Source organism: Synechococcus sp. Lug-A (assembly GCF_024345655.1).
Lineage (GTDB): Bacteria > Cyanobacteriota > Cyanobacteriia > PCC-6307 > Cyanobiaceae > MW101C3.
Map to the genome: position 1 here is coordinate 210,580 of NZ_JAGQBN010000003.1, position 23,259 is coordinate 233,838.

Here is a 23,259-nt window from a genome sequence, read left to right on the forward strand (position 1 = left end):
TGCCTCTCTCCATGGGGCTCGGTGCACGGATCGCGGCTTTCCTGAATCTCTGAACCTTGGCTTCGCGGGGCCAGCCCTGGCCAGCACCGCCGTGCTCCTGGAGGCGCCGATTCATACTCAGAGATACACGGCAAAACTGCGATGTCTGCCGTTGATTCAGGCATGCTCGGTGGGCGGAGAGGGCTGGTCCTGGCCGTCGCCGCGGGCCTCGGCCTGCTGGCCTTCGTTGTTGTCCGGTGTGGTCCTTCACCGCCTTTGTCGATTGTCTGCCGCCACAGCGACGATCCCAGGGGCCTGAAGGACTTTCGGGTCGAGGTGGGGCACGGCAAGGATCAGGTGTGTTTCGCTGATGGCCTGACCCTGCCGGTGGAGTCCGGCCACGACACGATCACGTTTTTGGAAAAGGAGTCGAACGCCTTCGCTCTCAATGACAACGACGGCGATGAAGCTGCCCTGGGAGTGCCCAGCCCCGAGAAGCGTGCCCTCGGGATCCCCGCCCGGGTGGCCCCCGCGGTGATCCATTTCGACCACCGCCACGATGAGGTGCACCGCACCACGATCGACCGCCGCAGCCTCAGGTTCAAGGAACACGCCCTGACGAAGCGAGACGGCCGTGGCGAAGAGTTGATGGACGGCGTCTGCAGCAAAACCCCGGCCTGATCCGCAGCCTTCACCTGCTGCTGCGGAGCTCCAGCGGCAGGCCTGTGGCACGCTGTGCCGACAACCCTTGAACACCATGGGGCGCCCTTACCAACCCTCGCTGCTGAGGCTGCTGCACGGACTCACGGCGGTGTTGGTGCTGGGCTGCTGGCTGAGCGGGCTGTTCGTGTACAGCCGCTACGACGGCCGCTGGGGACGGCTGCCCTTCGTTCCGGCCGGCAGCTGGATCGATCTGCATGGCCAGGTGGGCTTTTTCCTGCTGCCCGTGGGCCTGGCCTTCACCGCTTACGCGCTCACGCTCGGCAAGGCGCGGCTGCGGCGCGCCACCAACGCGATGGCGCTGGTGGCGCTGGTGCTGGCGGTGGCCACCGGCAAGCTGATGCAGGAAGACTGGCTGCGTGACGGTGAGCTGCACTACCTGGTGTATTCGCTGCATCTGGTGGCCTGGCTTGTGATCGGCCTGGCGGTGCTGGTGCATGTGGCAGGCAGCCTGCAACTGGGGGGCTGGCCGCTGGTGGTGTCGATGTCGAACACGAGCCTGCGGGAGGGGGATCTGCCCGGCGATTGGCCCTCCCAGATCCGCCGCTACTTCAAACGCAAGCGCTGAGGCTGCCGAACCTCGCTCAGAGCGGATCACCGGGCAGGAAACGCCGGATGAACTGGGCCAGGGGCATCGGCCGGCAGCGGGGCTGCCAACTGGTGCTGCCCGGCAGGCGCCGCCAGCACTGCACCTGCACGCCGGCCGGATCGCAGGCAGCGTCGCCACCAGCTTCGCCAGCGAGCAGCTGCACCTGGTAGCGGTAGTCGGCATCGGCGGCCTGCTCGGGGGCCGCCAACGGTTCGGCGCCCGGCTGCGTGCTGAGGAACGCGGACAGGAAGGCGGCCATCTCCTGCTGCTCGCGCAGCGCTGTGGCGAAACGCCAGGCGGCGCCGGTGGGGTAGCCGTCGTGGTGGAGGTAGAGGTGGCGCACCGGGGCGCCGGGAAAGCCTGTGAATGAATAGACGGCGCGGGTGGCCAAGGGGGCGGAGCGGCTGCCTCGACCAGTGCCCCCGGTGTCTCAGGGATTGTTCATGAAGAAGGGGCTGGCTGCATCTGGCTGTAACGGCGCCGGGCGCGTTGGCGCCTCGCTGGATCGCGGCCCAAGATGATGCGCGACCCGAGCGAGGGCTCCCCGCATGACCTCCACGACCACCGCGCCGGAAGACAGCCGTCTTGTGCTGTTGCGCAAGGAGTTCGAGCGGGACGCCAGCTTCAATCTGGTGTTTGTGGTGCTGACGGTGGGCGCCACCTTGATCGCCACCCTAGGCCTGCTGGCCAACAGCCCCGGCGTGGTGATCGGCGCGATGGTGGTGGCTCCCTGGATCATGCCGCTGCAGGCGATGGCGTTCGAGATCCTGCGGGGGCGCCTGCCGATGTTTCTGCGCGCGCTGCGCACCCTGCTGCTGGGCGTGGTGATCTGTGTGGTGCTGGCGATGGTGGTGGGCCGTCTGGTGGCCTTCCCCAGCTTCGGCAGCGAGGTGATGAACCGCACCAGCCCCAACCTGCTGGATCTGGGCGTGGCGCTGGTGGCCGGTGCGGTGGCGATGTTCGCCAAGCTCCGCAAGGACGCGATCTCGGCGCTGGCCGGCCTGGCGATCGCCGTGGCCCTGGTGCCGCCGATGTGTGTGGTGGGAATCCTGCTGGCTTCGTCGTTCTGGGCCCAGGCCTACGGGGCGCTGCTGCTGTTCGCCACCAACCTGCTGGGCATCATGGTGGGGGCGATGGCGGCGCTCGGCGCGCTGGAGCGGGTGTACCGCAGCCGCCTGTTCCACAGCAGGCTGGGCCTCACCAGCGTGGCGCTCACGGCGCTGCTGGTGATTCCACTGGGCAGCAGCTTCTTTCGCCTGCTGAACCAATCACGGCAGGAAACGAAGGCCAAGGAAGTGGAGCAGGTGATCGAGCAGCAACTGCGCAACAGCACGATCACGCTCGGCGGTGATCCGGCCATCGACCTGGTGGGCCTCTCGATCGACTGGCAGAAGAATCCGCCGCTGATCCGCGCCCGGGTGCGGGTCACGGATCCCTCCCTGCCCACCTCCGCGCAGGTGGCGGGCGTGCAGGCCTTCATCAACAAGAACCAGGCGCCCTTGCGCTTCCGGCTGGTGGTGCAACGCACCGCCGTCGATCTGATCGGACCGGAGACCGCCCCCAACCCGCCGCACCTGGAAGTGGTGCCCCCTTCAGCGCTGCCTTCAGCGGACTCCAAGGGGGAGTGAGGGCGTGACTGACACCGCCGCCGGACAGCTGGAGCTCCATGGGGTGCGCGATCCGAAGCTGCGGCGGGTGTGGGCGTTCCTGCGGGTGTGCCTGGTGCTGGCGAGCATCGGCGGCACCAAGCTGCTGGTGCGCCGGCTGGGGTGGGAGGTGCTGGCCCCCAATCCGCTGTTTCCGGCGCTGGTGGCCTCCGAGGTGGTGCTGCTGGGCTTCCTGCTGAACGGGGTGCTGCTGGATTACAAGGAAGGCGAGACGATGCCGGCGGAATTGGCCGCTGCAATGGAATGCCTCGCCAGTGAAGTGCGCGGTGTGCAGGTGCTGCATCCCGAGGCCGAGATCCGCTCGGCCCTGGCGGCGCTGACGGCCTTCAGTGAGGCGTTGCTGGCCTGGATGCGGGATGGCGGCGGTGTGGCCGTGCTGCTGGATCAGCTCGATGCCCTGCAGCAGCTGATCGAGCAGTTGCGCGTCTGGAACCCGGCTCCGTTGCAGGCCCGCCTGCTGCTCGAACTGGCCACGATCCGCCGCCATGTGCATCGCATCGAGGTGATCCGGGAAACCACCTTCGTGCCGTCGGTGTATGGCATGGCCTATCTCGGCACAGGCCTGCTCACCGTGGGTCTGGTGCTCACCGACATCGAACCGTTCAGTGAATCGATGTTCTTCATCGGCGTGATCTCCTTCCTGCTGATCAAGCTGCTCTACCTGATCACCGATCTGGATAATCCCTTCGCCGCTGGCGACGAGCTGTCTGTGGAGAATGTGTCGCTGAGGCCGCTGGCGCTGGCGCTGCGGCGGTTGCGGGGTGGAAAGGAGGTGGGGTGAGGGTAAGGATGTGGATTGAGGGCGAAGCCGTTGTAGCCACCGATGGGTTGGAGGTCACCACCAGAGAGCGTGTGATGTGAGCGGTCCAAGGGGATAAGTGTTCGTACGTTGGACACATAAAAACCGGCCCTTGCACTCCGCCAGTACCCGTTTCCGCTGCTCTGCAGGATCACGTTCAGGTGAGGAGGGGATGGACATGATGCAGGCCCGGCGGGCGCGGACGTTTTGTAGAAGCGGTTGGCCTTGCGGCTGGGGATGATCGTGTTCAGAAACAGGTGCCCTTCGGTTTCGATCATTGGTATCAAGTGGATGTAGCCATGGAGCCGCACCACGAGGATGCGCAGGAACCACCTCATCCAGCCGCGTGCCCGTGCGAGCCGCCCGCAGCTAGCCTTACCAGGTAATACCCAGCCCCGGGAGTGCGTTTCGATGGACTCTGCCGATGCCGTCACCAGCTCGATCACCAGCAAGGGGCAGGTGACCATCCCCAAGGCGTTGCGCCAGCAGTTCGGGCTGGCCAGGGGCAGCCGCGTGAGCTTCGCGTTGGTGGGGGATCACATCGAGCTGCGCCCCTGGAAGCCGGAGCAGACCCTGGCGGAGAGCGGGTTCGGATTGCTCAGGTCCAGCCGGCTAGCCGTCCCGGCGGACTTCGACCCCGCCAGCCTGCTGCGCCCGTGATTGGTGTGGACACCAATGTGCTGACCCGCTACTTCGTGGCGGAGGACGCCGCCGATGCAGCCACGGAACGCCAGCGCCGGGCCGCCCGGGATCTGATCGAATCCGGCCAACCGCTGTTCCTGGCCAAGACGGTGGCCCTGGAGCTGGAGTGGGTGTTGCGTGGTTACTACGGCTTTCCGGTGGAGCAGGTGCTACAGGTGTTCGACCACCTGCTGGCCCACCCCGGCCTCACGGCAGAAGACCGGCCAGCCCTGGAGCAGGCCGTGGCCGGTGTACGCAACGGGCTCGACTTCGCTGATGCCCTCCACCATGCGAGCTGCCGCAGCTGCGCGTCGATGGCGTCGTTTGATGATCGGGGCTTTGTGCGGCGCATCCGCCAGCTCAATCTGGCACCACGCCTGTTTGTGCCGGCAGGTTCCTGAGCGGGAATCAGGGCCTTTGTGGCTCAACCAACGTGGAGTCTGCCCCCGCCGCCCGCTCTTGGTGTTCCTTGAGGGTGACGCTCTCGGCGTCTTTCCATTTCCCCGATCACGATCAGGTTGCGGACCTGGGTATAGCAACGGATTCTTTCCGAAGCTTCAGCAATGCTTTCGAGATCGGGCAGGTCTTTACTCACAACGGCCTGGCTTCTGCGATCACCTGAATGCCGATCGTTGGATGCAGCTGATCGGGTTCGGCTAGATCAACACGGCAGTTGAGCTGGGATTCCAGCTCCTGCTGAAGTGCGATCACTTCCAGCAGGGAATGGCCTTGTTCAAGATCCACCAACAGATCAAGGTCACTTCCTGGCCGGTCAAGCCCACGAGCTACCGAACCGAACTCGCCCCCCTCAGCCCCGCCGCACCACCACCACGCCGCGGCTGCGGCCGGAGCTGCTGTCGGTGGTGCGGATCGCCTGCCAGAGATCGGCGAGGGGCACCCACACCGACGGGTAGCGGTAGCGAGCCACATCCAGAATCAGCACCCGATCGGTGCTGGCGTTGTAGGCGGCCAGCGGGGAGATGTGGCCGCCGCCGGCCTGGCCGAGGGACGGGCGGAAGTAGTTGACCAGCAGGCGGTCGTCGGCGCGGGCGAGGTTGCTGCGCACCAGCAGGCGGAACTGGGCCAGGCTGAGCCGGTCGCCATGGATGGCGCGGGCCTGCAGGCCATGGCTGGCCAGCAGCGCCCTCAGCTCCTGCAGGGTCATGCCCTGGCGGGCCACCAGCTCGGGGCTCAGCACCGCCCGGGTGGCGGCGGCGTCGAACACGTTGTCCTGCGTCCAGAAGCGGTAGCTGCCGTAGCCCGCTGCCGCCGGTGCCGGCACCGCCAGGCTGTTGAGCACCATCACCATGCTGGCCACGCCGCAGTAGGCCAGGTTGGCCTGGGTGAGGAACTGCTCCGCCAGGGGGCCGTAGTCGGCGCGATCGGCGCTTTGCAGCAGCAGGGTCTGGCCCTTGGGTTCTGGCAGGGGGATCGCGGCTGCCGGGGGTTGGGCCAGGGCCCGGGGCAGCAGCGGTGGCAGGGCCAGCAGCGCCAGGCCCAGAACGGCCGGCAGGGCACGGCAGGGGCGGGAAGCGGGCGGGGTCAGGGGATGGATCTGCGGTTTTCCGCCAGTGTGGCGACGCAAGCGAGCCTTGGCGGTTTTTGGATCCCGGAGCTGTGGCACCCGTTCCAGGATTCGAGGGGTCCGTCTTCAGCAATGCCGTTGATGGCGGCTTTCCGCTGGCACCGGATGCGCGCCAAAAGCCTGCAGGATCACGGCCCAGGGGAGAACGCTCCGCCTGTTCAGGGTGGTGATCGTGCCCACAGGGTCATGGTGCCTGCCAGGAGTTGATCCGATCGATCACGATCCCTTCGAAATCGGCCACATGGCGGGTGGCCAGGCGAGCACTCCGGGCCAGGGTGGTGGCAGCGATCACCGCATCAGCCGTGGTCATCGGCCGGCTCAGGCGTTCCCGCTGCCTGGGTACCTCCGCATGCCAATGCGCGGCTTCGCGATCGAATGCCCACACCCGTTCGTGGAAAAGGGCTGGCAGCAGTGTGTCCCAGCTTCGCTGCAGCGCCTCCCGCCGACGGCCCTCCGGCAGGCGAGCGATGCCATGCAAAATCTCGGCCTCATTCATCGACGTGAGGCCTGCCGTTCCCGGAGCCAGGCGATCTGCCCAGGCCAGGGTCATCCGCAACCTCAGGCGACGCTGCCACCCCTCGCCGCGCCAGGCTGACGACAACCAGTTGCTGCCGGAGACGGCCTCACGCCGATGTGTTTCTCCAGCAGCGCCAGCTTCGTGGTGGCGGCGGCGCTGTTGCCCGTGGGCGTGGCCTCCGTTCGTTATTGCCGGCAAGCCCAGCGCAGCGATCTGCTGCCTCTGGCGCTCTCGCCGCTGTTCTTCTCGGTGCAACAGGCCCTGGAGGGTGTGGTCTGGCTTGGTCTGGCGCCGGGCGGCGCCGCCGCGCTCGTGCGTCCAGCCGCACTCGCCTATCTGTTCTTTGCCTACGCCTTCTGGCTGGCCTGGTTTCCCTGGTGTGCCCTGCGTCTGAACCAGCAGCCGCGGCCCGGACTGCGTCACCGCCTGCTGCAGATCGCTCTGGTGCTTGGCCTGCTGGTGGGCGCCGGGCTCTGGCTGCCGCTGCTGCTGGATGGCGCTCTGATCGAGCCGGTGGTGGTGAACGGGTCCCTCAACTACACCACCACCCTGCTGGCCGACCGCTGGATCAGTCTCGGTTTCGGCAGCACGCTCTACGGCATGGTGATCATCGCTCCCTTGCTGCTCAGCCGCTCGGGGCGGCTGCGTGGGTTCGCTGGATCTTTGCTAGTGCTGTTTCTGCTGTCGCACCTTTCTTTCAGCTACGCCTTCACCTCGGTGTGGTGCTTGTTCAGCGCGTTGTTGTCGGGTTCGCTCTATTGGATTCTTCGCGATCCGGAGCCTGTGGTGCTGGTGGCCTGACGACGCCCCGCTGTGCCTTGAAGCTGTGCTTCGAATCTGTGGTTCGAAGCTGTAGCGCCAAGGGGTGAACCGCCTCTGTGATCCGCCGCCATGAGTGACCCTCCCGTCCCCACCGATCCCGCCCAGCTGCGCCGCCACTACCAGCGGGCCGACCTGCGGCGGGCTGATCTGGCGGACGACCCGGTGGCGCAGTTCCGTCGCTGGTTCGATCAGGCCGTGGCCGCCGGGCTGGACGAGCCCAACGCCATGGTGCTGGGCACCAGCGATGGCGTGCGTCCCAGTGCCCGCACCGTGCTGCTCAAGGCGTTCGACGCGCGCGGCTTTGTGTTCTTCACCCACTACGACAGCCGCAAGGCCACCGAGATCGCCGCTCACCCCCAGGTGAGCCTGCTGTTTCCCTGGTACGGGCTGGAGCGGCAGGTGGCCATCCTGGGCCGGGCCGAGCGGATCAGCACGGCCGAATCGCTCGCCTATTTCCTCTCACGGCCGCTCGGCAGCCGGTTGGGGGCGTGGGTGTCGCAGCAGAGCGCCGTGATCAGCTCGCGCTCGCTACTGGAAGCGCAATGGGAGGCGATGCAACGCCGCTTCGCCGGTGGGGAGGTGCCGTTGCCGCCGGCCTGGGGCGGCCTGCGGGTGGTGCCGGCCGAGTTCGAGTTCTGGCAGGGCCGGCCCAACCGCCTGCACGACCGCTTCCGCTACCGGCGGGCGGGGGAAGGCGGCGGGGCAGAGGCGAGCGGTGGTGCGGCGAGCAGCAGCGCCTGGCTGATCGAGCGGCTGGCGCCCTGAGCCCAACCCCCGGCCCCGGCCCAGCACTCACCTTTCATGATCCGCAGGGCCGCTGGTGATCCACGGCGGCCGATCGTGGCCATGGTGCAGAGGACGCCGCAGTTGCGGAGTCCGTCTGTTCCACCGCCCAGGTTCGATGCCCTTCGCGCTCAACTTTGTTCACCCCGTGCTGATGTGGGGGCTCCTGGGTCTGATGCTCTACTCGGGCTATCTCGGCTTCAAGGCCAGCTTGATCCGCAAGGCCAGCCCGGAAGACCGCAAGGCCATGCTGCAGGAGCATTACGGCGCGCGGCACGCCCGGCTCGGCCCGGTGATCCTGGCGGTCACCCTGCTGGGCGCCCTCGGTGGCATGGGCGTCACTTTCCTCAAGCACGGCAAGCTGCTGATCGGTCCGCACCTGTTCGTCGGCCTTGCTGTGGCGGCGCTCGTGATCGTCACCGCCTCGCTCGGCCCCTCCCTGCAGAAAGGCAAGGACTGGGCCCGCACCCTGCACGTGGCCACCAACGGCCTCGTGCTCACCCTGTTCGGCTGGCAGGCCATCAGCGGCATCGCCATCGTGCAGAAGCTGCTCAGCTCCGCCACCTCGCTCACCCCCGCGCTTGCCCCTGTCGTGAGCTGACGGCAGTGCTTCGTTCCTTTGCTTGGCTTGCGTGGTTGACCACCGGGCTCAGCCTTGCCGTCTGCCTGCTGCTGGGCCCAGGCGCTGCGTTTGCCGACGTGGTGGCGGAGCCTGCTGCGGTGGTGGAGGTCTCGGCACCGATGGTGGCCTCAGTACCGGTGGAGCTGGCCGTGGATCGGTTTCTCGACTCCCTGCCCGCCGATGTGCTGGCCATCGGTTCAGTCGAGGCCCTGAATGCTCGGATCGCGAGTCGGAATCCCCTGCTGGTGGATCTGCGCAGCCCCGCCGACTACCGCCGGGGACACATCCCCGCAGCGATCAACCTGCCGCTCCAGGATCTCGCCCACCACCTGGAGGCCATTCCCCGCGATCGCGACGTGGTGCTCTACTGCGCCACCGGCTATCGCTCGGCGCTCGGGGTGATGACCCTGCAGCTGCACGGCTACCCGCGCGTGCGGGGGTTTGCGCCAGGTTTCGCCGGCTGGATGGCGGCAGACCAGCCGGTGGCCTGAATGCCACCGGCCGGCGCTCCACGCCTTTCATGCCTGTGGGTCGGTACCGGGACGGGGTACTGATCCCAGGGCGTGCAGGGTCATCGCCTGCTCCGGCGTGAGATCGAAGCCAAACGCTCCGGCGGTAGTGGGCACCGTCAGATGGAGCGGCAGCGCTTCACTCGGACGGGGCATCAGGGCATCGAGATCGAACTGGGCCGATCCGGCTGGCACCGCGGCTTCGCCTCTCTGCACCAGCTCTTCACTGCGGTTGGGCAGGCTCCATTCCTGGCCGAGGGAGTCGGTCAACACCAGCTGGTGGGTGTGATCCAGCCTGGTCTGGCCGTCCACCGCATTGAGGCGGAGGCGCAGGCCCGCGGGATACTCCGGGAACGGCTGCTCGAACACCTTGGCGGCAAGGCGATGGCCGGCTCCGTCGCTGAGCGACCAGCTGTCTGCAGCCAGTGCCGGTGAGCTGCCCAGCAGCAGACTCATCACAAGCGCAAGTAGCAGAAGTGGCAGCAGCGGAACCAGCGCATGGGGCTGGACTGGCAGTGCCGACGAGCTGGGCGCTGTGTGGCCGGGAGAAGGCGGCAGTCGAAGGAAGGGTTTCATGGTGCGACACCTGCAATGACTCTATAACGCTAGCGAGATGCTTGGGGAGTGGCCGCAAGTCCCCTTCCCTTCTCGTTCTCTGGCTGCTTCCCAGTCGGCTCCCAGTGCCGTCGGTCGGCGCAGCATGCGTCTGAACGCATCGGTTCGTGTGCGCTAGCGAGCAGGCGGCGGTGTTCGACGTGCGTGAACCAGGGGCCGAGCCCCGCCGCGAGGAGATCCGCTTCGACCTGCTGCATGTGGTGCCACCGATGGCGGCGCCGGATGTGGTGGCCCACAGCCCCTTGGCGATCGATGGTCCTGGCGGCTGGGTGGAAGTGAACAAGGACACCTGCCAGCACAAGCGCTTTGCCGATGTGTTCGCTCTCGGCGATGTGAGCTCACTGCCAACGTCGAAAAGCCTGGCCGCCATCCGGGGTCAGGCGCCGGTGCTGGTGGCGAACCTGCTGGCTCGGCTCGATCAACGCCCCCTGCTGGCCCATTACGACGGCTACACCGCCTGCCCCTTGATCACCAGTTTCCACAGCGTGGTGATGGCGGAGTTCAACTACGAGCTGCAGCCGGTCAGTTCCTTCCTGGTGGATCCCACCAAGGAGCGCTGGAGCATGTTTCTGGTGGAAACCCGTGTGTTTCCCTGGGTGTACTGGCACCGGGTGCTCAAGGGCCGCCTGCACGAGAGCCGCTTCCTCAAGCCGTTCGCCCCGCTGGTGCGCGCGCTGGGGCTGGCATTCAAACAGCCGTGATCACACCGTGACGGTGGCTGATTTGCCAGGGTTTTGATAGAACGAGAGTGAAGTGAAAAGCATCAGGGTTTAGGCCTTCAGATAGAGCAGTCGCGCGCGATCAATCACGAGTTCAAGTGCCTCGCTCTGGCCATCAAGTTCAGCCCATTCCCACTCACGTACTTCCACGTGTAGCTCATTGGCTCCCTCTGCGATCTGCACATACACACTGACCTGGAGGGCACCCCGACTGATCTTGACCACACGACAAGGACGAACGATCCGTGCTTGTGAGGCCGATGTTGTGCCAGCGGGAGCCAGGCGCAAGTGATTGGCTCGCAGGCCAATCCAATCGCTTCGCTGGTTGTGCCCCATCGACTGGCCATCCACGAGGAGTCCCCAGCGGGTCGCCAGGCACTGGTGAGCAGACACCCAGGTGATCGGGCTGAGGTTCTTGCAGCCTGTGAGCCGGGCCACGATCAGTTGTTCAGGCTGGGAAAACAAACACCGTGTGGCGCCCTGAGCCACCAGCCGTCCGCCCTCCAGCACCAGCAATTCATCACTCAGGCGAAACGCTTCATCGATATCGTGCGTCACCATCAGGATGGGCGTACCTGAGCTCCGTTGTAGATCATCCATCCACTGCTGCAGCCGGCGGCGACGAAAGCTGTCCTGAGAGCTGAACGGTTCATCCAGAAGCAGCAGATCGGGTTGCACCGCCAGCGCCCGCGCTACAGCAACGCGCTGACATTGCCCGCCGGAAAGCTGATGCGGGAAGTGAGAGGCATGCTCCTGCAGACCGACGGCGGCCAGCAGCTTGGCCACCCGTTCGCGGCGCTGCTCTCGCGGGAGTCGATCCAGTCCGAACGCCACGTTGTCGGCCACACGCAGGTGAGGGAAAAGGGCGTGTTGCTGAAACACCATGGCGATCCGCCGGAGATGCGGTTCGACCCAGACGCCCCGATCGGTGTCGCAGAGCAGCCGCTGCCCGAGCTGGATGCGGCAACCCTGAGGCCGCTCAAGCCCGGCGATGCAGCGGAGCAGCAGGCTCTTGCCCGCTCCAGATGATCCCAGCACGGCCTGTCGTGCCGCCTGGCTCTTCCAGTTCATCCTCAGGTGAAAGGAGCCGCGTTGCAGCTGGATGGCCACCTGCATCTGTGTCACGACGCGTGGACGGAGCTGGCCGATCGGTTCTATCGGTAACCATCCGTCCTCATCGACAGCGCCAGTGGTGAGACGCTGCGAGGTAGCGGTGGTTGAGCGGCTGCGGTTGAGCCATCCCACCAGCATCAGGCAGCTGCCGTTGAGCAGTAGCACCACGGCTGTAAGCCGCCAGGCCAGCGTGAGATCGCCACCTTCTACAGCGCTGTAAATCGCCAACGGCAATGTCTGCGTGCGGCCGGGAATGTTGCCTGCCAGCATCATCGTTGTGCCGAATTCGCCCAGCGCCCGTGCAAAGCTCAGGCTCACACCCGCAAGCAGGCCTGGACGAATCAAGGGCACTGTGACTCTCCAGAACGTCCGGAGCGGGCTGCAGCCAAGCCCGAGCGCCACCGCTTCCAATGCCGGATCGAGCTGTTCCAGAGCGGCAAGTGTGCTGCGGTACATCAGCGGGAATGCCACCACTGCCGCACTGATCACAGTGGCTGTCCAGCTGAAGACAATCGTGATGCCCATCCGCTCCAGCGGTTCCCCCAGAGGACCCAGCGGCCCCAGCAACTGCAGCAGCAGAAAGCCAAGCACCGTGGGCGGCATCACCAGAGGTGAGAGCAGCAGCAGGTCAGCGGCAGCGCGTCGTTGGCCCTGCCATCCCCGCAGGAACAAGGCAGCGGCAATCGCAGGCGGGCTGAGCAACAGCACCGCGAATGCAGCGGCGCGGAATGACAGCAGCAGCGGTGACAGGAGGCTTGCGGGAGGGGGGATCAGCGTGCTGGAGGCAAGGGGGAGAAGCCAGCGCGGATGAAGGCGCTGCGGGCTGCAGGACTTTGCAATCCTTCCAGATAGGCCCTGGCCAAAGCCGGTTGTCGACTGCGGCGGATCACGGCCCCGCTGTAAAGAATCGGGGTGTGACTGGCTGCTGATGCCGTGGCTGCAATCCGCAGGTTGCTGACGCCATAGGTATCGCTGCGGTAGACAAAGCCAGCATCAGCACTCCCACTAGCAACGGCGGCGGCGACGGCTCGTACCGAGCTGAGCGGAACCAACTTGGGCTGCAACGCCGTGAGCAGCTTGTAATGGCGCAAGGCCTGCCTGGCGTACTCTCCGGCCGGCACAGCAGCGTCCCCGATGGCGATGCGGCGGATGCGGGGACTCTCCAGGTCGGTGAATCCCACCACCCCCCTGCGTTGGGCAGGCACCACCAGCACCAGTTGGTTGCTGATCAGGTTGCGGCGGGTTCCAGGCAGGAGCAGCTTGGCTTGTTCCAATGCGTCCATCTGCCTGGTTCCCGCAGAGAGGAACACATCGACAGGGGCTCCTTGTTCGATCTGGCGTTGCAGCGAGCCTGAGGCCCCGAGGTTGAACTGGGGTGGAGGGACACGCTTGCTGCGCGAAAACGAGGGTGCAAGCCCCTGGAGAACATCAGTGAGGCTGATGGCGGCACTCACCAGCAGGGGCTGCGCTGCCGGGGTCTTCTGTGCAGCGACTGGGCGCTGGGTGCTCAGCAGCAGGGCCAGGCCTGCAATCCCCACGGAGCCACTGATCTTCCAGAACAGAAGCTTCATCGGTATCTGACACTTCATCCAAGCATCCACAACCCGATTCAGCCTCATTGAATTCAGCTCGATTGTAATCGGCCTCACTGTATTCAGCCGAAACATAATCAATTTCCCTGTGCCTGGCCCAGCTGACTTCGGCTGCACTGGATCCGGCTCACCAAACGTCAGTCTCACAGACTATGGACTAACGGGATGTAGCCGACAAGCCAATGCCTGCAGGAGTAAAGGATCATTGACATTGGCTCTTGGCGGCTCGCACTGCACTGACGAGCCGACCCTTCCACTTCAAATCTCAATCTTGCTGCCAATGTTCGCCAGGAGAGGCAATCGTGTGGGCATCAGAACATCGGTGAAAGGGCTACTCTCTCCCATTCACTGCTGAAGCCTCTAGGGTTGGATGGTGGAACTGTCTCTCCATCGCCCTAGCCCTGCACAGCTCCACAGTTCGCACACGCGCCCACGGTTGCGATTTATTTCTTTAGCTTTCCAGCTTTCGTCGTCGCTGGTCGTCACTGGCTGGTACGCCACCCGTTCCTGCCCATTCGTTGCAGTCCATTCGTCACAGCGCATTCGTATGGCTTGTCAAGCTTTCTCGCCGTTCGTTTTGTTCCCAACCCATGCTTGGCACTCTTGATGTCGTGACTCTGTCACGGCTCCAGTTCGCTCTGACCGCGATCTTTCACATGCTCTGGCCCGTGCTCTCCACCGGCCTGGCGATCTATCTGGTGGTGCTGGAGGCCATCTGGCTGCGCACACGCAATCCCTTGTACTACCGGCAGGCCCGCTTCTGGGCAAAGCTCTATGTGCTCAATTTCGGCATCGGTGTGGCCTCAGGCCTGCCGATGGAGTTCCAGTTCGGCACCAACTGGGCCCCGCTTTCCGAGTTCGCCGGCGACTTTTTCGGCTCGGTGCTGGGCTTCGAGGGGGCGATGGCCTTCATGCTCGAAGCCGGCTTCCTCGGGATCATGTTGTTCGGCTGGCAGAAGGTGCCACCAGTGATTCACTTCCTCTCCACCGTGATGGTGGCCTTCGGCGCGAACCTCTCAGTGTTCTGGATTCTCAGTGCCAACTCCTGGCTGCAGACTCCGTCGGGTGGCACTTTCTCCGAGGGCCATTTTCATGTGCAGAACTACTTCGCCGCCATCAACAACCCCTTCATGGTGAGAAGCGTGATTCATATGGCCCTGGCCACGGTGGAAACCTCCATGCTGGTGGTCGCCGCGGTCAGTGCCTGGTCGCTGATGCGCCAGAAGGCACCGGAGTTCTTCCTGTTCTCCTTCAAGCTGGCGCTGGTGATCCTGCTGGCGGTGGCGCCGCTGCAGATCCTGGCCGGCCACGAAAGCGCCGTGCAGGTGGCCGAGCATCAGCCCACCAAGCTGGCCGCGATCGAGGCCCTCTGGGACGACCAGGCCGCCGGCAGCTCCCCTGCCTGGACCGTGCTGGCTTCCCCTGATGAAGCCAGCGGCAGCAACCGCTGGATCCTGTCGGTGCCTGGCGCCTTCAGCTGGATCCTGGAGACGCGGCCGCAGCTCAGCCAACCGCTGCGTGGGCTCAACAGCTGGCCCGCCGACCAGCGGCCCCACATGGTGGGTCTGCTCTTCTATGCCTTCCGGGTGATGGTGGCGATCGGCCTCGCTGCTGCAGCCCTGATGGCCCTCAGCCTGCTGCTCTGGTGGCGAGGCGGCCTCAGCGCCGCCAGCTTCGCCCAGTGGCCCTGGTTCAGCTGGGCCTGGATCCTTTCGGCTCCAGCCGGCTACCTGGCGATTGAATCCGGGTGGGTGGTGCGTTGCGTGGGCCGCCAGCCCTGGACGGTCTACGGCCAGCTGCGGACCGCCGATGCCGCCTCGGTGCTGCCGGTGGGCGAGGTCCTCACCAGCTTGAGTGTGTTCGCTGTGCTCTACACGGTGTTGCTGGTCTTCGCGTTGTATTTCGGCTCCCGGATCATCGCCAAGGGGCCGAACCTCACCCTTGAGCCGCCCTCTGGTCCTGCCACAGCCGCAATTCTTTCCGACCCATCAGCAAGCACCTGACCATGGAGTTCCTCGAATGGTTCATGCCCACGGTCTGGTTTGTGATCCTGGCCCTGTTCCTGCTGCTCTATGTGATCCTCGATGGCTTTGATCTGGGGGTGGGCATCCTCTCGCTCACCTCGCCCAGCGAATCCCAGCGCACGATCCTGATGACGAGCCTCGGCAATGTGTGGGATGCCAACGAAACCTGGCTGGTGCTGATGGGCGGCGCCCTGTTCGGGGCCTTTCCCCTGGCCTATGGCACCATCCTCAAGGCCCTCTACGGCCCCATCTACCTGATGATCCTGGGGCTGATCCTGCGGGCGGTGGCCTTCGAGTTTCGCGAGAACGCCGCCAACAAGCGGCCCTGGAACCTGATGTTCGGTATTGGCAGTGTGCTGGCCGCTGGCTCCCAGGGCATCTGTCTGGGCACGGTGCTCTCGGGCATCCCCACCGATGCTGCAGGCCACTTCACAGGCTCCGCCTGGATCTGGGTGAACCCCAGCAGCCTGGTGGTGGCTCTCACGCTCATCCAGGGCTACGTGCTGATCGGCTCCACCTACCTGATTCTCAAAACCAGTGGTGAGCTGCAGCGGTTGCACGTGCGCACCGCCCGCCTGGCGGCTGCCACCACCCTGGGCGGGGCCCTGTTGATCACCTTCACGGCGCCGTTCGCGTCGGAAGCACTGCGGCAGCGCCTGTTTGATCCCGCGTTCCTACCCTTCTTCGTGGTGTTGCCACTGCTGGGTGTTGCCCTGATCGTTCAACTGTTCCGCAGCCTGGCGATGCAGCAGGAGGCATGGCCCTTCGTGTATACCGTACTGTTGTTCATCCTCAGTTTCGCTGGTCTGGGGGTAATGGTATTTCCGGCGGTGATTCCGCCATCGGTCACGATCTTTCAGACGTCGTCGTCGGTGAGTTCGATGGTGTTCATGCTCACCTTCATCGGTGTGCTGATTCCCATCATGCTCTTCTACAACATCTACAACTACATTGCCTTTCGAGGCAAGGTGAGTGCCGATTAAGGAAAACCTTTGGCCGCCAGCACGATCAATCCCCCTAGGATGTGTCGAAACCCCATATGTTTCGCCTTCGCTCGCTCCGGCTGGGGATCGCCCTTGCCCTCTGCCTGCTGATCTCGGCGCCTCAGGGCGCCGCTGCGGCCACCGCGATCGCCCCTCCGGATGCCACGGTTGCTGCAGGCGAGGCAGCTGCCATTGACTCCGCAGTGGAGCAGTACCTCTCCAACCTGCCGGGTGATTTTCACGCGATTCGATCGGTTCCAGCCCTGAAGCGCCTGCTTGCCAGCGGCAACGTGTCGCTGATCGACGTGAGGACCCCTGCTGAGTACCGGGCGGGACACATTGCCGGAGCCATCAACAGACCGTTGAACGATCTCAGCCGCCACGTGGCTGAGATTTCCCCAGAGCGAGAGGTGGTGCTCTATTGCTCCAGTGGATTTCGCTCTGCTATGGGAGTGATGGCGCTGCAGCTGGAGGGCCGCCACCAGGTGAAGGGCTTTGCACCCAGCATCGAAGGCTGGAAGGCGGCCGGTGAGCCGGTGGTGACGACAGAAGGCGCGTAGGCCTGGCGAACGTTGGCGGGGTGCTGATTGTGGGCAGCGAATTCCGCAGCTCTCACGCCGCGCGACCCTGGCTGCAACGCATCGATCCATCCGCAACGAACCACCAAGATCCAAGGCCTTTGCTTCCTTGCTGCCCACACTGAAAGAACAAGCCTCGAGGCCGATGAACCCGTCGATCAACCAGCCCCTGCGGCTGATCACCCTCTGGATCGCCTGGCTGCTGGCGATGCTCTTTCACGTGGACCTGGGCCTGATGCCCCTGTTCCACGGCCAGTCGCCGGAGATCCACAGCCATGTGCAGGAGGGGGCATTGCCCCTGCTGTTCGGGGCGATGCTCGGCTACTTCCTGCTGCCGCTGATTGCGACCGTGCTGATCGCCTACGCCGCCACCACGGTTGCTCCGGCCACGCGCTGGCGGCCCTGGCGGCGGATCCACTTCTGGTTCAGCGTCGTCTATTCGGTCACCAACGTCCCCCATCTCATCGCCGACATCCTGGTGCCCGATGCCCGCCTCGATCAGATCGTGCTGATGGTGGCCCTCACGGTCTTCGGGCTGCTGATCAACGTGGAGGGTTGGCGCTGGTGGCGGCAGACCCCGTGAAGGGACTGCAGCCGGGGCGGTGCCTGCTTGGTTCAAGCTCACTCAGCGGCGCGTCCAGGTACCAATGTCCACGACTGAATCGAGATCGGAGGTGTGACGATAAACAACCTGAATCAGATTGGGGTTGATGATCTTGCCATCCGTAAAGCCGTCTTCATCAACCATGTATAAGCTGGCATCGTCATACCCAAGAGTGCCGACGAACTTCTCCGTTGCGTACTTGGATTTGACTAATCCGTGGAAAACCCGACCCTGTTGCCTGGTGATTTGAGCAACGGCATTCAGATCGCTGAAATCACCATGATGGTGGGTCTTGCATCTCGATGCTTCGACTTTGCAGAGCACGGCTCCTTTCCCTTCCACTGTCCATGTGCCGATCATGCTCGGAATGACAGGTGCGGCCAAAGCAGCAGAGAAGGTTCCTGCGCAGGCAAGAGTCGCCACGCCGGCCATGGCTAGCCGTGCTGTGAGCGTCTTCGCGATGGAATGAGCGACCGCAGTATAATTCATCAGCCTTTAAGCGAACGTCTCATTTATACCCTAGCTATAGAGAACAATCACGAGCCAAGCACGCAACCTATTGACATGTGGGCAGGCAAGAGTCTTCCTGACGGGTTTACGAATCGGAGCGATTGATCCGTGCGTGCTGATGCCAGACAACAGTAAAGTATGGATTGTGCAGTCTACCCAAACGACAAGAGAGACAGCCCGATCCAACTGAATGACGGGCGAAGAAGAGGGCTCCCTGCGCAACGCCCATCCATGAGAGCCAGGGCTACCGCCAGTCGAGGCCTGGCAGAAAGGGAACGATCGCCGGGGTGGAGGTCATGTAGTGGGCATAGTCGCTGTGCATGGAACACAGGCGCTGCTCCTCGCGTCGTGCCTTGAGGCTGAGCACGGTCGCCAGCGCCAGCAGCAGTCCCAGGTGCAGCAGGCTGCCGAGGGCCAGAGTCACCCCCAGGGAGCAGAGCAGCAGCGACTGGTAGAGGGGATGGCGGCACCGGCCGTAGGCCCCCTCGGTGACCAGGGGCGCCCCTGGCATCGGTTCCGGCAGCGGACTGAGACTGTCCCCGAGGTTCAAGGCCCCCTGGGCGCCGATCACCAGGCCGATCAGGAAGGTGAGCCCACCGATCAGGCGCAGCGCCAGGGGCCAGTGAATCCCCAAACCCGAGGGGGGAGGCGTTGGCGGCAGCCAGTGGGCGGCGATCAGGATCATCTGGGCCAGCACCCACCACTCGCCGTGGCGGTTGTCCCTCAGCCCCTCCCAGGAGAAGCCCCACTTCTGCATTCGTTCGTTCAGTTGGCTCAGCATGATTCGATCTCTAAAAGTGAAGGGGTTGGGACAGGCTGGCGCCACAGGCCGAGCCACTCGTCGTTGCGCTTGTCCACCGACCCGGTGGCCGGCTCCCAGATCTCTGGCACCAGGCCGGCCTGCCGCAGCTGCGCATCCACCAGCTCCGGGTCACTGCCCCAGGGCGGGCCGCCTGGCTGGCGGTGGCACCAGAACAGCCCCAGCAGCCAGCTGTCAGCGCCTTCTTGGTAGCGCTGGTCCCAGCGGCTCGCGTCGGCGCTGAGGGGCTGTTTGGAGGGGCTCATGCCTCCAGCTTGCCCCGTGCAAACGCGACATGTGTTGAGCGGCATGGAGGCATTGCCGTACGGCGGGCCGACACAGCGGTTGAGCACAATCGGGGGCATGGACCTCCATGCCGACCTGAGCCAGCGCGTGGTGATCGACACCGGCGCCCTCACCTGGAGCCCATCGCCGATGGCGGGCGTGGAGCGGCGCATGCTCGATCGCGAGGGCGCAGAAGTGGCCCGGGCCACCTCGATCGTGCGCTACGCCCCGCTCAGCCGTTTTGATCGAAATCACCATGGCGGCGGAGAGGAAATCCTGGTGCTGGAAGGCACCTTCTCAGATGACCAAGGCGATTACCCCGCCGGCACCTACCTGCGCAACCAGGCCGGCTCCGCCCATGCCCCGTTCAGTGAGGAGGGCTGCACGCTCCTGGTGAAGCTGCAGCAGATGCACCCGGACGATCAGCAGCGCGTGGTGATCGACACCCGCACCGCCGACTGGTTCCCGGGCTTGGTGCCGGGACTGCAGGTGCAGCCGCTGCATGCCTGGGGCTTGGAGCACGTGGCCCTGGTGCGCTGGGCGCCCGGCACGGTCTTTCAGCCCCACGGCCACTCGGGTGGAGAGGAGATCCTGGTGCTCGATGGTCTGTTTCAGGACGAGCAGGGCAGCTGTCCCGCCGGCAGCTGGTTGCGCAATCCTGCTGGCAGTGCACACCAGCCCTGGAGTGAGCCGGGCTGCACCATCTGGGTGAAGACTGGCCACCTGCCGGTGACGCTTGGCCCGGATGGCTCACAAGCCTGAATTCGTGTTGAGCAGGGCTTGGCAGAGGGGGAACGGGCGGTCTCCTCAACGGAGAAGACGTCCGCGTGCATCTGGTGGCATCAGCCAGAACGGCGGCCGGTCCGAGCAGCAGGCTCAGCCATGAGCGGAAAGCCAGCTACGAATCACTCCAGATTTGGTGGGGAACTGGTCGAGCTTCGGCAGCAACGCCAGGTACCCGGCGAGAACACAGAGCATGAGAGGACGATCGAGCCAGCTGAGCCAAGGGCACCGGCAGTTCCTGGCCGGTGGCATCGAGGAACCGGGTGCGGGTCTGGACGCCTGATCTGTGAGCCCGCATTCAGCGCGTCGTTGTCACCGGGGCTCCACTTGAGGTCGCGCCTGAGCTGGCCAGAACCAGAAGATTTCTGCTAGTACAGGTGTTCGCTCTGCTGGTGTCGTTGTGGCTGCTCTCCCATCCCATTCCCGCGGCACCCTGCCGGTGCCCAGCTCAGCGGCAGACGATGGCGACGACGAGCACTGGCCCTATCTCGATGAGGAAGTGCTGGTGGCCAGCCGCAGCCGCAAGGTTTGCCTCACCTGCCACTTCTTCCGCCATCGCGCCGGGGTGAACTGCATATCGCTGCTCACCTGCCAGCTGCACCAGGCTCTGCTGGCCCATGGGGAGCACCTCACCCGCCGCTGCCAGGGTTGGACCGATGACATGACGCGCCAGCGGGGCTGGTGCCCGGAGTTGGCATGAGCAGCCGGCGCGCGGTGGTGGGCGTGATGGGCGCCGGAGAGGGCGCCTCTTCTGAGGCTGTGGCCCTGGCCGAGGAGCTGGGGGAGTGCATCAGCGCTAGGGGTTGGGTGCTGCTCACCGGTGGCCGTCCGGCGGGGGTGATGGGGGCGGCCAGCCGCGGCGCGGCGCGGGTGGACGGGCACCTGGTGGTGGGGGTGTTGCCCGATGAAGGGAAGGGTGATGAGAGGCAAAGCACGGCGGACCTGGATCTGGCCCTGTTCACCGGCATGGGCAAGGCCCGCAACGTGATCAACGTGCTCAGCGCTGATGTGGTGGTGATCTGTGGGGGCGGCGGCCCAGGCACAGCATCAGAAGCCGCCCATGCGCTCAATGCGGGCAGACCACTGATCCTGCTGGCGGTGCCGGTGCTGTGGCGGGACTTCTTCCTTTCGCTCAGCAAGGGGGTGGAGAGCGCGAGCGATGTGCAGGAATGCTGCCGGTTGATCGAGGCCCGACTCACAGAGGCATGAGTCGGCCATCACCTCGTGTCCCCCTGACCCAAAGGAGGGCTGGCTGAGCGACGGCCGTCATCTGCTGCGCTTTCGCCAGACCCGCTGGGAGCGCCAGGTTCAACGGCTGGAGATCACCAGCGGGGAGTTGCTTCTAGGTGTGTAGTGCCACCAGGTTGTTCCGGCTGCAGACTTTCTCGTCACCGCGCCCGCCCCTGCTTACCTTGGCCCGATGCGTCTGCTGCACACCTCCGACTGGCATCTGGGCCGCAGCTTTCACGGGGTCTCGCTGTTGGAGGAGCAGGCGGCGGCGATCTCGCGGATCGCCGAACTGGCGCGGGAGCATGCCGTCGATGCGGTGCTGATCGCTGGCGATCTCTACGACCGTGCCATTCCTCCTGCCGAGGCGGTGGCCCTGTTCAACGACGCCCTCGCCCGGCTGAGCGCCGGTGGCACCGCCGTGGTGGCCATCGCCGGCAACCACGATTCCCATGTGCGGGTGTCGGTGTACGACCCCTTGCTCTCCGCCTTCAACATCACGGTGCGGGGCGACGTGGGCCGGGCCCAGGAGCCGGTGCTGGTGACGCCCAGGGCCGGCGGCACGCCGGTGGCTATCTATCCCCTGCCCTACCTGGAGCCGGCGGTGGTTGGGCCGGCCCTGGCCGGAGCTCCCGTGCGCCTGCGCCACGAGGAGGTGACCCGCCTGGCCATCGAGCGGATCCACGCCGACCGCCGCGAACGGCCGCCCCACCGTTCGGTGCTGGTGGCCCACACCTTCGTGGCGGGCGGCGAAACCTCGGAGTCGGAGCGGGAGCTCACCATCGGCAACGTCGACCGGGTGAGCGTGGCGGCCTTCGAGGGCTTCGATTACGTGGCCCTCGGCCACCTGCACGCCTCCCAGCAGCTGGACGGCCCCCGGATCGCCTACTCAGGCACCCCCCTGGCCTATTCCTTCTCCGAGGAGCACCACGTCAAGTCGGTGCGGATTGTGGAGCTGGCCGCCGACGGCACCCCCACCGTGCAGGTGGTGCCCCTGGAGGTGGGCCGGCCCCTGTGCACCCTGCGGGGCCCCATCGACGAGCTCTGCGGCGCCCCCCGCCACGCCGCCGCCAGCGAGGCGCGGGTGCGGGCGATCCTCACCGACGACAGCCTGCCCCTGCAGGCCATGGCCCGGCTGCGGGCCCGCTTTCCCCACATCGCCGAGCTGCGCCACGAGCCGCCCGAGCTGGCCCGCGCCGGCGAGGCCGAGCGCCACCGCCAGGTGCGCCAGGCCCGCTCGCCGCTGCAGCTGGCCACCGCCTTCTTCACCGACCAGCACGGCCAGCCGCCCGGCGAGCCCGAGGCCGAGCTGCTGCGGGCGGCCCTGGCGGCGGCGGAACGGGGAGGGGAGCGGTGAAGCCGCACCGGCTCTCGATCGAGGCCTTTGGGCCCTATGCCGATCCGGTGGCGATCGACTTCGACGAGCTGGCCGCCGAGGGGCTGTTCCTGATCCACGGCACCACCGGCGCCGGCAAGACCTTCCTGCTCGATGCCCTCTGCTTCGCCCTCTACGGCGAGGTTTCCGGCGACCGCAGCGTCAAGGGGCTGCGCTCCGACCACGCCGCCCCCGGCGCCGTGCCCCGGGTGAGCCTGGAGTTCTCCTGCGGCAACGCCCGCTACCGGGTGGAGCGGGTCCCCGCCCACACGGCCCCGAAGGCCCGCGGCCAGGGCACCACCGAAAAGGCGCCCCAGGCGTTCCTGTTCCGGCTGGCCGCCGGCACACCGGAGCAGGCCGTGGCGGCAAAGACCACCGAGGTGACGCGGGAGGTGGAACACCTGGTGGGGCTCAATGCCGCCCAGTTCCGCCAGGTGATTCTGCTGCCCCAGGGGCGCTTCGCCGAGGTGCTGCGGGCCAAGGCCGAGGAGCGCGAGGCCCTGCTCAAAACGCTCTTCGACACGGTGATCTACGAGCGGGCCGGCTGGTGGCTGGAGGAGCAGGCCCGCACGGCGCGGAATCTGGCGCTGGAGCAGGCCCGGGAGCAGGAGGTGCTGCGGCGCCGGGCGGCCGACGCCTGGGACCCCCACGCGCCCGAGCCGCCGGAGGGGGTGGAAGCGCCTCCGCCCCCCGCCGACCAGGCCGGCCTCGAAGCGCTGGTGGCGGGGATCGCCGCGGTGGTGCAGGGCACCGAGGCCGCCCTGGGGGAGGCCGCCGCC

The 23,259-nt window shown here is 65.8% G+C and carries 30 protein-coding genes; 20 read left to right on the forward strand and 10 right to left on the reverse strand.

Translation table 11 applies throughout. The features are described 5' to 3' along the window. The first annotated feature begins 255 nt into the window (after nt 1-255). Nucleotides 256-660, forward strand: coding sequence for a hypothetical protein (locus tag KBY86_RS03760; RefSeq protein WP_255140272.1), 405 nt, complete (start codon nt 256-258; stop codon nt 658-660). 76 nt (nt 661-736) lie between these two features. Then, nucleotides 737-1,267, forward strand: coding sequence for a cytochrome b/b6 domain-containing protein (locus KBY86_RS03765; RefSeq protein ID WP_255140274.1), 531 nt, complete (start codon nt 737-739; stop codon nt 1,265-1,267). A 16-nt stretch (nt 1,268-1,283) separates the two neighbouring features. Here KBY86_RS03765 and KBY86_RS03770 read toward each other — a convergent pair whose 3' ends face one another. Further along, nucleotides 1,284-1,679: a hypothetical protein gene (locus tag KBY86_RS03770; RefSeq protein ID WP_255140276.1), complete on the reverse strand. Its 396-nt coding sequence runs from the start codon at nt 1,677-1,679 to the stop codon at nt 1,284-1,286. Nucleotides 1,680-1,836: 157 nt separating this feature from the next. Between KBY86_RS03770 and KBY86_RS03775 the strand changes: the two genes are divergently transcribed. From KBY86_RS03775 to KBY86_RS03790, 4 genes are all read left to right on the forward strand, one after another. Further along, on the forward strand, nt 1,837-2,916 hold the full coding sequence (locus tag KBY86_RS03775; RefSeq protein WP_255140277.1) for a DUF389 domain-containing protein: 1,080 nt from the start codon (nt 1,837-1,839) through the stop codon (nt 2,914-2,916). A 4-nt stretch (nt 2,917-2,920) separates the two neighbouring features. Continuing rightward, the gene (locus KBY86_RS03780; RefSeq protein WP_255140278.1) at nt 2,921-3,736 is read left to right on the forward strand and encodes a hypothetical protein; all 816 of its coding nucleotides are present in this window, start codon (nt 2,921-2,923) and stop codon (nt 3,734-3,736) included. A gap of 429 nt (nt 3,737-4,165) precedes the next feature. Beyond that, nucleotides 4,166-4,414, forward strand: coding sequence for an AbrB/MazE/SpoVT family DNA-binding domain-containing protein (locus KBY86_RS03785; RefSeq protein WP_255140279.1), 249 nt, complete (start codon nt 4,166-4,168; stop codon nt 4,412-4,414). A 5-nt stretch (nt 4,415-4,419) separates the two neighbouring features. Next, nucleotides 4,420-4,836, forward strand: a complete 417-nt coding sequence (locus KBY86_RS03790) for a type II toxin-antitoxin system VapC family toxin (protein WP_255140280.1) — start codon at nt 4,420-4,422, stop codon at nt 4,834-4,836. A gap of 190 nt (nt 4,837-5,026) precedes the next feature. Here the strand turns inward: KBY86_RS03790 and KBY86_RS03795 are convergent, their stop codons facing one another. From KBY86_RS03795 to KBY86_RS03805, 3 genes are all read right to left on the reverse strand, one after another. Further along, nucleotides 5,027-5,320: a nucleotidyltransferase family protein gene (locus KBY86_RS03795; protein ID WP_255140316.1), complete on the reverse strand. Its 294-nt coding sequence runs from the start codon at nt 5,318-5,320 to the stop codon at nt 5,027-5,029. Next, on the reverse strand, nt 5,244-6,020 hold the full coding sequence (locus KBY86_RS03800) for a phytochelatin synthase family protein (RefSeq protein WP_255140281.1): 777 nt from the start codon (nt 6,018-6,020) through the stop codon (nt 5,244-5,246). Before KBY86_RS03800 ends, KBY86_RS03795 begins: the two co-directional genes overlap by 77 nt. A 184-nt stretch (nt 6,021-6,204) precedes the next feature. Next, nucleotides 6,205-6,621: a PIN domain-containing protein gene (locus tag KBY86_RS03805; protein WP_255140282.1), complete on the reverse strand. Its 417-nt coding sequence runs from the start codon at nt 6,619-6,621 to the stop codon at nt 6,205-6,207. 30 nt (nt 6,622-6,651) lie between these two features. On the opposite strand from KBY86_RS03805, the gene KBY86_RS03810 reads away from it, so the two are divergent. From KBY86_RS03810 to KBY86_RS03825, 4 genes are all read left to right on the forward strand, one after another. Beyond that, on the forward strand, nt 6,652-7,338 hold the full coding sequence (locus KBY86_RS03810; RefSeq protein WP_255140283.1) for a DUF6629 family protein: 687 nt from the start codon (nt 6,652-6,654) through the stop codon (nt 7,336-7,338). A gap of 90 nt (nt 7,339-7,428) precedes the next feature. Beyond that, nucleotides 7,429-8,124 (forward strand): pyridoxamine 5'-phosphate oxidase, encoded by a 696-nt coding sequence (pdxH, locus tag KBY86_RS03815; RefSeq protein ID WP_255140284.1) that lies wholly within the window; start codon nt 7,429-7,431, stop codon nt 8,122-8,124. 136 nt (nt 8,125-8,260) lie between these two features. After that, on the forward strand, nt 8,261-8,743 hold the full coding sequence (locus KBY86_RS03820) for a DUF4079 domain-containing protein (protein WP_255140285.1): 483 nt from the start codon (nt 8,261-8,263) through the stop codon (nt 8,741-8,743). A gap of 35 nt (nt 8,744-8,778) precedes the next feature. Beyond that, a complete protein-coding gene (locus KBY86_RS03825) occupies nt 8,779-9,255 on the forward strand; it encodes a rhodanese-like domain-containing protein (RefSeq protein WP_255140286.1) in 477 nt (158 codons plus the stop codon). A 27-nt stretch (nt 9,256-9,282) separates the two neighbouring features. Here the strand turns inward: KBY86_RS03825 and KBY86_RS03830 are convergent, their stop codons facing one another. Further along, nucleotides 9,283-9,729, reverse strand: coding sequence for a DUF3122 domain-containing protein (locus KBY86_RS03830; protein WP_255140287.1), 447 nt, complete (start codon nt 9,727-9,729; stop codon nt 9,283-9,285). 266 nt (nt 9,730-9,995) lie between these two features. On the opposite strand from KBY86_RS03830, the gene KBY86_RS03835 reads away from it, so the two are divergent. After that, nucleotides 9,996-10,589 (forward strand): FAD/NAD(P)-binding oxidoreductase, encoded by a 594-nt coding sequence (locus tag KBY86_RS03835; RefSeq protein WP_255140289.1) that lies wholly within the window; start codon nt 9,996-9,998, stop codon nt 10,587-10,589. Between the two features lie 69 nt (nt 10,590-10,658). Here the strand turns inward: KBY86_RS03835 and modB are convergent, their stop codons facing one another. Further along, the gene (gene modB, locus KBY86_RS03840; RefSeq protein WP_315855833.1) at nt 10,659-12,560 is read right to left on the reverse strand and encodes a molybdate ABC transporter permease subunit; all 1,902 of its coding nucleotides are present in this window, start codon (nt 12,558-12,560) and stop codon (nt 10,659-10,661) included. Continuing rightward, complete coding sequence (gene modA / locus KBY86_RS03845) at nt 12,491-13,291, reverse strand: molybdate ABC transporter substrate-binding protein (protein WP_255140291.1); 801 nt, start codon at nt 13,289-13,291, stop codon at nt 12,491-12,493. The genes modB and modA overlap by 70 nt, the downstream gene beginning before the upstream one ends. A gap of 611 nt (nt 13,292-13,902) precedes the next feature. Between modA and KBY86_RS03850 the strand changes: the two genes are divergently transcribed. The 4 genes from KBY86_RS03850 (at nt 13,903) to KBY86_RS03865 (ending at nt 17,480) form a co-directional block, all read left to right on the forward strand. After that, nucleotides 13,903-15,315: a cytochrome ubiquinol oxidase subunit I gene (locus KBY86_RS03850; protein ID WP_255140292.1), complete on the forward strand. Its 1,413-nt coding sequence runs from the start codon at nt 13,903-13,905 to the stop codon at nt 15,313-15,315. 2 nt (nt 15,316-15,317) lie between these two features. Continuing rightward, complete coding sequence (gene cydB / locus KBY86_RS03855; protein WP_255140293.1) at nt 15,318-16,319, forward strand: cytochrome d ubiquinol oxidase subunit II; 1,002 nt, start codon at nt 15,318-15,320, stop codon at nt 16,317-16,319. A gap of 56 nt (nt 16,320-16,375) precedes the next feature. Further along, nucleotides 16,376-16,879, forward strand: coding sequence for a rhodanese-like domain-containing protein (locus tag KBY86_RS03860; protein ID WP_255140294.1), 504 nt, complete (start codon nt 16,376-16,378; stop codon nt 16,877-16,879). A gap of 163 nt (nt 16,880-17,042) precedes the next feature. Then, nucleotides 17,043-17,480 (forward strand): hypothetical protein, encoded by a 438-nt coding sequence (locus KBY86_RS03865; RefSeq protein WP_094510806.1) that lies wholly within the window; start codon nt 17,043-17,045, stop codon nt 17,478-17,480. 42 nt (nt 17,481-17,522) lie between these two features. On the opposite strand, the gene KBY86_RS03870 is transcribed toward KBY86_RS03865, so the two are convergent. The 3 genes from KBY86_RS03870 to KBY86_RS03880 form a co-directional block, all read right to left on the reverse strand. Then, on the reverse strand, nt 17,523-17,933 hold the full coding sequence (locus KBY86_RS03870; protein ID WP_255140295.1) for a hypothetical protein: 411 nt from the start codon (nt 17,931-17,933) through the stop codon (nt 17,523-17,525). A 322-nt stretch (nt 17,934-18,255) separates the two neighbouring features. Beyond that, complete coding sequence (locus tag KBY86_RS03875) at nt 18,256-18,792, reverse strand: isoprenylcysteine carboxylmethyltransferase family protein (RefSeq protein ID WP_094510804.1); 537 nt, start codon at nt 18,790-18,792, stop codon at nt 18,256-18,258. Further along, a complete protein-coding gene (locus KBY86_RS03880) occupies nt 18,786-19,076 on the reverse strand; it encodes a hypothetical protein (protein ID WP_255140297.1) in 291 nt (96 codons plus the stop codon). Before KBY86_RS03880 ends, KBY86_RS03875 begins: the two co-directional genes overlap by 7 nt. A gap of 97 nt (nt 19,077-19,173) precedes the next feature. Here KBY86_RS03880 and KBY86_RS03885 point away from each other — a divergent pair, with 97 nt between their 5' ends. The 5 genes from KBY86_RS03885 to KBY86_RS03905 form a co-directional block, all read left to right on the forward strand. After that, a complete protein-coding gene (locus tag KBY86_RS03885) occupies nt 19,174-19,857 on the forward strand; it encodes a cupin domain-containing protein (RefSeq protein WP_255140299.1) in 684 nt (227 codons plus the stop codon). A gap of 421 nt (nt 19,858-20,278) precedes the next feature. Continuing rightward, nucleotides 20,279-20,578: a galactose oxidase gene (locus tag KBY86_RS03890; RefSeq protein ID WP_255140300.1), complete on the forward strand. Its 300-nt coding sequence runs from the start codon at nt 20,279-20,281 to the stop codon at nt 20,576-20,578. Next, complete coding sequence (locus tag KBY86_RS03895) at nt 20,575-21,087, forward strand: LOG family protein (protein ID WP_094510802.1); 513 nt, start codon at nt 20,575-20,577, stop codon at nt 21,085-21,087. The genes KBY86_RS03890 and KBY86_RS03895 overlap by 4 nt, the downstream gene beginning before the upstream one ends. 211 nt (nt 21,088-21,298) lie before the next feature. Continuing rightward, nucleotides 21,299-22,462, forward strand: a complete 1,164-nt coding sequence (locus KBY86_RS03900) for an exonuclease SbcCD subunit D (RefSeq protein WP_255140302.1) — start codon at nt 21,299-21,301, stop codon at nt 22,460-22,462. Continuing rightward, nucleotides 22,459-23,259, forward strand: an 801-nt coding sequence (locus tag KBY86_RS03905; RefSeq protein WP_255140303.1) for an AAA family ATPase, incomplete at its 3' end; no start/stop codon positions are given. The genes KBY86_RS03900 and KBY86_RS03905, both read left to right, overlap by 4 nt.

Coding starts and splice junctions, on each gene's coding strand:
- KBY86_RS03765 (WP_255140274.1), top strand. CDS start 737: ATGGGGCGCCCTTACCAACCCTCGCTGCTGAGGCTGCTGCACGGACTC.
- KBY86_RS03775 (WP_255140277.1), top strand. CDS start 1,837: ATGACCTCCACGACCACCGCGCCGGAAGACAGCCGTCTTGTGCTGTTG.
- KBY86_RS03785 (WP_255140279.1), top strand. CDS start 4,166: ATGGACTCTGCCGATGCCGTCACCAGCTCGATCACCAGCAAGGGGCAG.
- KBY86_RS03810 (WP_255140283.1), top strand. CDS start 6,652: ATGTGTTTCTCCAGCAGCGCCAGCTTCGTGGTGGCGGCGGCGCTGTTG.
- pdxH (WP_255140284.1), top strand. CDS start 7,429: ATGAGTGACCCTCCCGTCCCCACCGATCCCGCCCAGCTGCGCCGCCAC.
- KBY86_RS03820 (WP_255140285.1), top strand. CDS start 8,261: ATGCCCTTCGCGCTCAACTTTGTTCACCCCGTGCTGATGTGGGGGCTC.
- KBY86_RS03830 (WP_255140287.1), bottom strand. CDS start 9,729: ATGAGTCTGCTGCTGGGCAGCTCACCGGCACTGGCTGCAGACAGCTGG.
- modA (WP_255140291.1), bottom strand. CDS start 13,291: ATGAAGCTTCTGTTCTGGAAGATCAGTGGCTCCGTGGGGATTGCAGGC.
- KBY86_RS03850 (WP_255140292.1), top strand. CDS start 13,903: ATGCTTGGCACTCTTGATGTCGTGACTCTGTCACGGCTCCAGTTCGCT.
- cydB (WP_255140293.1), top strand. CDS start 15,318: ATGGAGTTCCTCGAATGGTTCATGCCCACGGTCTGGTTTGTGATCCTG.
- KBY86_RS03860 (WP_255140294.1), top strand. CDS start 16,376: ATGTTTCGCCTTCGCTCGCTCCGGCTGGGGATCGCCCTTGCCCTCTGC.
- KBY86_RS03865 (WP_094510806.1), top strand. CDS start 17,043: ATGAACCCGTCGATCAACCAGCCCCTGCGGCTGATCACCCTCTGGATC.
- KBY86_RS03870 (WP_255140295.1), bottom strand. CDS start 17,933: ATGGCCGGCGTGGCGACTCTTGCCTGCGCAGGAACCTTCTCTGCTGCT.
- KBY86_RS03875 (WP_094510804.1), bottom strand. CDS start 18,792: ATGCTGAGCCAACTGAACGAACGAATGCAGAAGTGGGGCTTCTCCTGG.
- KBY86_RS03880 (WP_255140297.1), bottom strand. CDS start 19,076: ATGAGCCCCTCCAAACAGCCCCTCAGCGCCGACGCGAGCCGCTGGGAC.
- KBY86_RS03885 (WP_255140299.1), top strand. CDS start 19,174: ATGGACCTCCATGCCGACCTGAGCCAGCGCGTGGTGATCGACACCGGC.
- KBY86_RS03895 (WP_094510802.1), top strand. CDS start 20,575: ATGAGCAGCCGGCGCGCGGTGGTGGGCGTGATGGGCGCCGGAGAGGGC.
- KBY86_RS03900 (WP_255140302.1), top strand. CDS start 21,299: ATGCGTCTGCTGCACACCTCCGACTGGCATCTGGGCCGCAGCTTTCAC.